This window comes from Methylobacterium longum, from assembly GCF_022179385.1.
GTDB classification, from domain to species: Bacteria; Pseudomonadota; Alphaproteobacteria; order Rhizobiales; family Beijerinckiaceae; genus Methylobacterium; species Methylobacterium longum.
Genome location: NZ_BPQS01000002.1, coordinates 324,370 through 330,595, shown reverse-complemented (window position 1 = coordinate 330,595; position 6,226 = coordinate 324,370). Strand labels below are relative to the sequence as shown.

Below are 6,226 nucleotides of genomic sequence, written 5' to 3'. Positions count from 1 at the left end.
AGCGTGGCGGCCATCTTGACGATGGAGAGCACGCTGGCGCGGGTGGTCGCGTCGTCGATGCCGGTGAACGCCAACACCAGCTCCATCACCTGCGGATCCTCGAGGAACGTCCGCGCCCCCGGCTCCTCGTCACCCCCCGACGACGGTGCCACGAAAAACGTCTCCACCGGCACGTGCAGAACGTCGGCAATCGCCTGGAGACGCCCCGCGCCGATCCGGTTGCGCCCCTTCTCGTACTTCTGCACCTGCTGAAAGCTCACGCCCAGCGCGTGACCCAGGGCGGTCTGGCTCAGCCCCTGTGCCTTGCGTAGGCTCGCCACAAGACCACCGATCGTGCGGTCCGCATCCGTCGTGAGCTTCGGACTGTTGGCCATCGTCATGTCGAGTGACGCTTCCTGCCGAGAAGGCTCGTCTCCCCCAGTGAGAGTCGCCGATCGTGATAACATGCGATTGTGCTGTGCACCACAGAACAATCCTAGGCTGCGTTCGCAACATAGCGGGATGACGGTGTCTCGACAATGCGCCTATGCGGAACGGTGCGCCCTCGCACCGTCGGTCGGTCTGGCGGGGAAGAACAAATATCGTCAGCGCGTTAGCTGTTCCGGATCGCTGATAAAGTCCGGCGACAATGGTGTCGTCCTCACGATGTGTTGCGCGGCTGCACGCCCCAGATGACCGTCTGGATCCGCACATTCTTGTGCGGCGCCAGACCATGCGGCAGCATCGGATTGTCTCCCCCTTTCTGCCGGACGATGCTGGAACATGGCAGGCGCAGCAAGACGTGAAGAACCTGATCCTACATTGATCTTTAGAATACCCGCCAGAATGTTCAGTCCTCCGCCGAACAGAGGGCTGTGGATTCTGATTTGTGTCGACGATGCGAAGTACGGAGGGCCGTGTCGTCGACACGGTCAACCCTGGGCGCAACGGAGCGGAAGGGGAGGCTTGGACGCGCCGCCTGTTCCGGTTCGTTCGCGGGCCAAGCCACGGCCTTTTTCGCCCGTCAGGATCCCGCGATCGCGGACGATCCGTCCGCAGGACCGGTCATTTCCAGCCAGAACGAAGCGCCGGGCGCGCGGGCATCGTTGGGATAGAGGAACGGTATGGCGGGGCGGGAGCCGCGGGCGGCGAAGATGCGCTGTACCCGGGCGCCCAGGTCCGCGTCCCTGCAGACGTAAGTGACCGGCAGGCTTACCCGGAACGGGGGCTGGCCGCACAACAGCATTGCCGCGAGCAGATACTGCTCGTTGTACAGCCGGTGGTTCCAGGCAACCGGGTAATCGTCCGGTATGAAGATGTCATGGATGTGCACCATCACACCGGGCCGGAGGCGCGGCAGCACTTCGAAGAAGAACACCGCCACATCGGAGTTGGTGAAGACGCGGTGCGATCCGTCGAAGAACAGGATATCGCCCGCCCGCAGCTCGTCGAAAACCTTCAGGTCGCAGGCTTCCAGCGGCTTGCGCACGATCGCGTCGCAGATCCGGTCGATATGGAGGCGCGGCATGGGGTCGATCGACGTAAGCCGCGTCGGCAGTTTGAGCGCCTCGACGGTGTAGCGCGTGAAACAGGTCGAGGTCCCGGAGCCGATCTCGAGGTAATGGGCCGGACGCTTCCAGGCGAGCATCGCCATGAGCGCGGCGGCATCGAGTGCCGTGAACCACGTATTGTTCCAGTGCGGCATGCACGGATCGTCGGCGCTGGCCGCGTGCGGAACCGCGTGGAGCAGATCGGCCTGGGCTTCCAGCACGTCGAGGAAGCTTTCGTAGGCCGCCGTCTGCTGCGCCAGAACGGCGCTGAGCCGCCCGTGCGGGAGGGTGCCGGGGCTCCAGCGTGCAGTGGGTACGATCGGATAGTAGTCGTGGACCGTATGGCTCCAGCGAAACGGCTCCGTGCTGGCGCGAAAGATGTCGACGCCGGCCCGTCGCCCGGCGCTACGCACCATATCCTTCAGCATGGCCCTCACTCCAAAGACGAGAAGCATGCCGAAATTACAACCGTAAGTCGAGTGATGAGGGGTACGTAAGCGCGGGGATCCCCGGTATCCACGATGAGCGGCACTGCCGCGCAACTCACTTTTCGGGGTGGCGGCGACGGGATGCCGGCGGGGCCGACGAACCCCGCGACGGGATGCACGCGCGGCCTTCACGTGCGGTCTGCCCGTGCGGTCTGCCCGTGCGACTTGGAGGACGCGATCAGGGGGAACGAAGCACTGATTGGACTGCTTCGGGAGCGATCCATCCCAACCCGTTGATCCGTGCGCAAACGAGCGAACGCGGTTGGTTCTGGTGCCTCGGACACCGCCAGCGCTTGCGCGAGACCGCTCACCAGACGCGGTGTCGCCGTCGGCAACGCGGCCACCGGGAGACCGGACATGTCATCCTGCCGGTGGATCGGCTGCGCGCCTGGCCCGAGATCCAACCGCCGATGCCATGGTCTGCCCCTGGCGGCGAAGTCGCCTCCTGCATCGGCGGCACTTGATCGTATTCTGATCGATCGCGGGTCACACGCCAAAGTTGTGACGGCGTCCCTCGCCGGGACGGTTCAGGACAGGCCTCGGCAGCCTTCCGAGGTGAGTCCTCGTCCCACGCGCGGACCGTGGCGAGGACCTGCTTGTCCCGGCTTCGGAGTGATCGCATCGATCGCAACGCCGTCGCTTGAAACCCGTGTACCCTTCGATCTTGGCCGAACACGCCTGACGCGTTGTCGGCCTTTCACGGCGAGCGCGTGCGAGTTTGACTCTGTGAGGAACTTCGGAGGCAGCACGACGTGTCCCGCGCAGATTGAACGCCGGCAGGAGCACCCTTCCGAGCCAGAGCGAAGTCCGACGGTCGAGCGGGCGCACTCGCCTTCTGCCCGATGAATCCCTACGCGGCCGGCCGGGACCGGCTTCGCGTGCTCCCCTCAAGGGAGCAGCTTGCACAGCGCCTGCACGAGGTCGCGCGCGATGAACGGCTTCTCCAGCCGGGGACCGTGCTGCTCGGCGGCGGCGCCGGTCGCGCGCACGTCGCCCGTGGCGAACAGGTAGGGCACGCCGAGCGTGCGGAGCCTGTCGGCCACGGGGTGAGCCGTCTCACCATTGCCGAGGTTGACGTCGAGCACCGCGGCGTCGAGCTCGTGGTTCTCGATCAGGTCCAGAGCCTGAGTCATGCTCGGCACCGGTCCGACGACGTCAAATCCCGCTGCCTGCAACCATCGCTTCATCTCGACAGCGATGAGATACTCGTCCTCGACGACGAGGATGCGGCGGACGTTGGGCGGCGGTGCGGGCGCTGGCATTGTTCCTCCGGGCGCGTCCGGGATGCGGTAAGCTAACTCCGCCGGCACCGTGGATGGTATCGCCTGCCAGGGAAAGAAACCGCAGGACGTCGGAATCGTCGTCACCGACCACAGCGTCGGGCGCATACTCGCCGGCGGCGTCGTCCATGCATGCCACGTACGGCTCGATCGTCGTCGAGCGCCCTCCCGCCGTGGTCAGTTGCGAAGATCTAAACCCGCGGCGGTCGCGGTCGCCGCGGATGCTCGACGCCGGATCCCCGGTGCGTGAGCCTTCCCGACCGTCGCGCAGTCCATCACCCATGAGGCGGACGGGATTCTCCCTGGTCCGGTCTGCGAGCCCGTGCAGGTCCCGGACCGGCGCGACCCGGGATCCAACGACGATGCGGCGCCGGCCCCGCGGCGTCATCGCCGCCTGAGGTCACGGGCCGAACGAAGTCGAAAGGCTCCACGATGATGCGCGAAGCCACCGACCGCGCATCGTCGATGCCCCCGGCCAGCTCTGGAGCCGATCTCACCGGGGCCGGACCTTCGGATCCGCGCAGCGCGCCCGTCGGCGAATTGGCCCTGCAACCGTACGCGCCAGCGGCGCGTCTCAGTCGCCATGCCCCATCCGGGCAGCTTTCTAGGCTGTTTGCATCGTGAATTCCCATCGATCTGCGTAGTGCGACCGATCTTCGACGCGGCCGTTGAAGATACGAGGGAGACTTCTTCCGTCGTGATACAGACGATGTGGCGCGCGCTCGATCCGATCCGCAGATTGCTCAACCTGCGCTTCCCACGTCATGGAAGCGAGAAGGATGAGGCGTTCCGAAATGTGTCTATGTCGGTTCGCCGGTTGCTCCTACTCGGCGGGATCGGAATTCTCTGGGCGCTGATATTCAGCCTCGTCGCGTACTATCTTACAATTAAATTCAAGTCATACTGATCATGATGCGGGTTGATTGGATCCGCATACAAAATTTTTCCAACGCGTTGCGGCTACGAAATGACGCTTTTGTCGCGACTTGCTCAGCATCGTTTGGCGCAGCTTATCGTTGTAGCTTAGAAGCTCTTATTCGCGTTAAAGCAGTTGGCGCAAAACGGTGTGACCCATGGGATATGTGCTGATTGCGCTGCTCGGAGTTGCCTGCGGCGTGCTGCTGACGTGGTACCTGCTCGTCCCGATCGTGACGCTGGTTGCGGTGGCGGCGGGCGTCGCAGGCGCGTTGAGGGGGCAGCCGCTCGGTGAAGTCCTGTCGGACACCGTCGTGATGGTCTGCATCCTGGAGGCGAGTTGGATCGCGACGGTGTTCGTCGTGGCGCGCCGGACGCACCGGCGGGCGGGACGATCCCGCATCTCCGATCCGGCGCGACGCCCGAGCCATGAGCCTTCAGAACGCGAAGGATGAGGTCCGTCTGGTAAGTCCGATGCCGATCGAGGCGTGGATCCGGCCGGATCGGACCGGCTGCCGGACGTGCGCACCCATCCCGGCGAAGACGGCAGCGGCGACCGGCCTACCGCCCCGTCAGCGACGGTCCGCCCGATGAGCCGCCCGTGCCGGGCGGTCCGCCGGTCGGGGTGCCGCCGATATTCACGTCCGGCGTTGTGCCGGGTACCGACGAGTTGCTCGGGTTTGCCTCGTTGCCCCGGGTGATCGGGCTGGGGCCGAGATCGCGGGCGCCTTGGCCGACGCCGCCGGTTCCGGGCGGCGGAGCCACGCCGGTGTTGCCCGCGCCTCCCGTGACCACCTGAGCGGCAGCCGGGCCGGCCAGGAGCAGTCCCACGATGCCGCTGAGCGCCAGTTTGGTCCGGGTCATCGCATTGTCCATGTCAAAGCTGTGGCCTCGTAACGGTCGAGGCACCGCGAAGTTCAAGGGGGCTTGGCGCCGACCTAGGCTCGCCGCTGCGATGACGGAGCCTGCAATTTTCCGTCGCGCGCGACATGCGGCCGTACCGCTTCGGTCCCTCGCGGGATTCTCGTACGCGATGCGCCCCCCCCGACACCGCCCGGCGAGAACAGTGAGGTCCGGTTCTGGTCGCAAATATAGAATTCACGCCGCTTTTTATGATGCCTTTATCAGTTGTCAGGAACTGAATGTCGGCACGTGATTTATGCATCCGATGAAATCGGGCGATCACGGATGGATCCTATGATCAGGCAGGCCGACCGAGATCGGCAGTGGCTGGCTCGCACTCTGCTCGTCACCTCCGTCGTCTCCGTGCTTCTCTCCTCGACAGAAAACGCCCGGGCATTCGAGTCCCACAGCATCGACGCGCAGGATGATCCGGCTCCTCTGAAACGCGAAGCACCGGTCTTCACGTACAGACAGTTCACGTCGAGACTTCCGCCGCTTCCATCTGCATTTCCGGATACGGCTTCAACCGAACCATCGCTCGACGTCGGATCCGCGGAGGCCGTGCTGCCTGTTTCGGACGATCTGCCAAGCCGGCGGCTGGCCGGCCTGATGGGACGCTTCGGCCGAGGGGTCGATGCGATCTCGGCGCGGGACGGCATATCCGCGGGCCGGGCGGGGCAGACGCAATCAACGGCGCACGAGCCGGAGACGACGGCCACGGTGGCGGATCTGCGCGCCGCGCCACCACGAGAGGCACCCGTCGCGACCAACCGGTTGATCGGAACTGGTCGGGCCAGCTGGTACCAACATCCCGGCCGGACCGCGAATGGCGAGACATACGATCCGAACCGGCTGACCGCGGCCCATCACAGCTTGCCGTTCGGAACCAAGATCAAGGTCGTCAACAAGCGCAACGGCAGGTCGGTGGTCGTCCGCATCACCGACCGGACGAATGAGCGCACGAAGGCTCGGCGCAGCTACGCGATCGATCTGTCGCGGGCCAGCGCTCGCCAACTCGGGATTGCCGGGATCGGATTGGTCGCCCTGTACACGGTGGATTGATGCGGCTGGATGTGCGGGCAGCCGGAACCGGTATGCGTCCGGCCTGTCG

6 protein-coding genes are annotated in these 6,226 nt (G+C 65.2%); 2 read left to right on the top strand and 4 right to left on the bottom strand.

Annotated features, from left to right (window positions below):
• The 3 genes from MFF58_RS03385 to MFF58_RS03375 form a co-directional block, all read right to left on the bottom strand.
• A partial coding sequence (locus tag MFF58_RS03385) for a helix-turn-helix domain-containing protein (RefSeq protein ID WP_238285312.1) occupies positions 1–380 on the bottom strand: 380 nt, incomplete at its 3' end.
• A 623-nt stretch (positions 381–1,003) separates the two neighbouring features.
• Entirely contained in the window at positions 1,004–1,957 is a 954-nt protein-coding gene (locus MFF58_RS03380; RefSeq protein WP_238285311.1) for a class I SAM-dependent methyltransferase, read from the bottom strand.
• A 947-nt stretch (positions 1,958–2,904) separates the two neighbouring features.
• Entirely contained in the window at positions 2,905–3,405 is a 501-nt protein-coding gene (locus MFF58_RS03375) for a response regulator (RefSeq protein ID WP_308445411.1), read from the bottom strand.
• A gap of 965 nt (positions 3,406–4,370) precedes the next feature.
• Between MFF58_RS03375 and MFF58_RS03370 the strand changes: the two genes are divergently transcribed.
• Complete coding sequence (locus tag MFF58_RS03370) at positions 4,371–4,667, top strand: hypothetical protein (protein WP_238285310.1); 297 nt, start codon at positions 4,371–4,373, stop codon at positions 4,665–4,667.
• A gap of 106 nt (positions 4,668–4,773) precedes the next feature.
• On the opposite strand, the gene MFF58_RS03365 is transcribed toward MFF58_RS03370, so the two are convergent.
• A complete protein-coding gene (locus MFF58_RS03365; RefSeq protein WP_238285309.1) occupies positions 4,774–5,076 on the bottom strand; it encodes a hypothetical protein in 303 nt (100 codons plus the stop codon).
• A 333-nt stretch (positions 5,077–5,409) separates the two neighbouring features.
• Between MFF58_RS03365 and MFF58_RS03360 the strand changes: the two genes are divergently transcribed.
• Positions 5,410–6,177: a septal ring lytic transglycosylase RlpA family protein gene (locus MFF58_RS03360; protein ID WP_238285308.1), complete on the top strand. Its 768-nt coding sequence runs from the start codon at positions 5,410–5,412 to the stop codon at positions 6,175–6,177.
• The last annotated feature ends 49 nt before the right edge of the window (positions 6,178–6,226 follow it).

Coding starts and splice junctions, on each gene's coding strand:
- MFF58_RS03380 (WP_238285311.1), bottom strand. CDS start 1,957: ATGCTGAAGGATATGGTGCGTAGCGCCGGGCGACGGGCCGGCGTCGAC.
- MFF58_RS03370 (WP_238285310.1), top strand. CDS start 4,371: ATGGGATATGTGCTGATTGCGCTGCTCGGAGTTGCCTGCGGCGTGCTG.
- MFF58_RS03360 (WP_238285308.1), top strand. CDS start 5,410: ATGATCAGGCAGGCCGACCGAGATCGGCAGTGGCTGGCTCGCACTCTG.
- MFF58_RS03365 (WP_238285309.1), bottom strand. CDS start 5,076: ATGACCCGGACCAAACTGGCGCTCAGCGGCATCGTGGGACTGCTCCTG.
- MFF58_RS03375 (WP_308445411.1), bottom strand. CDS start 3,405: ATGCGCCCGACGCTGTGGTCGGTGACGACGATTCCGACGTCCTGCGGT.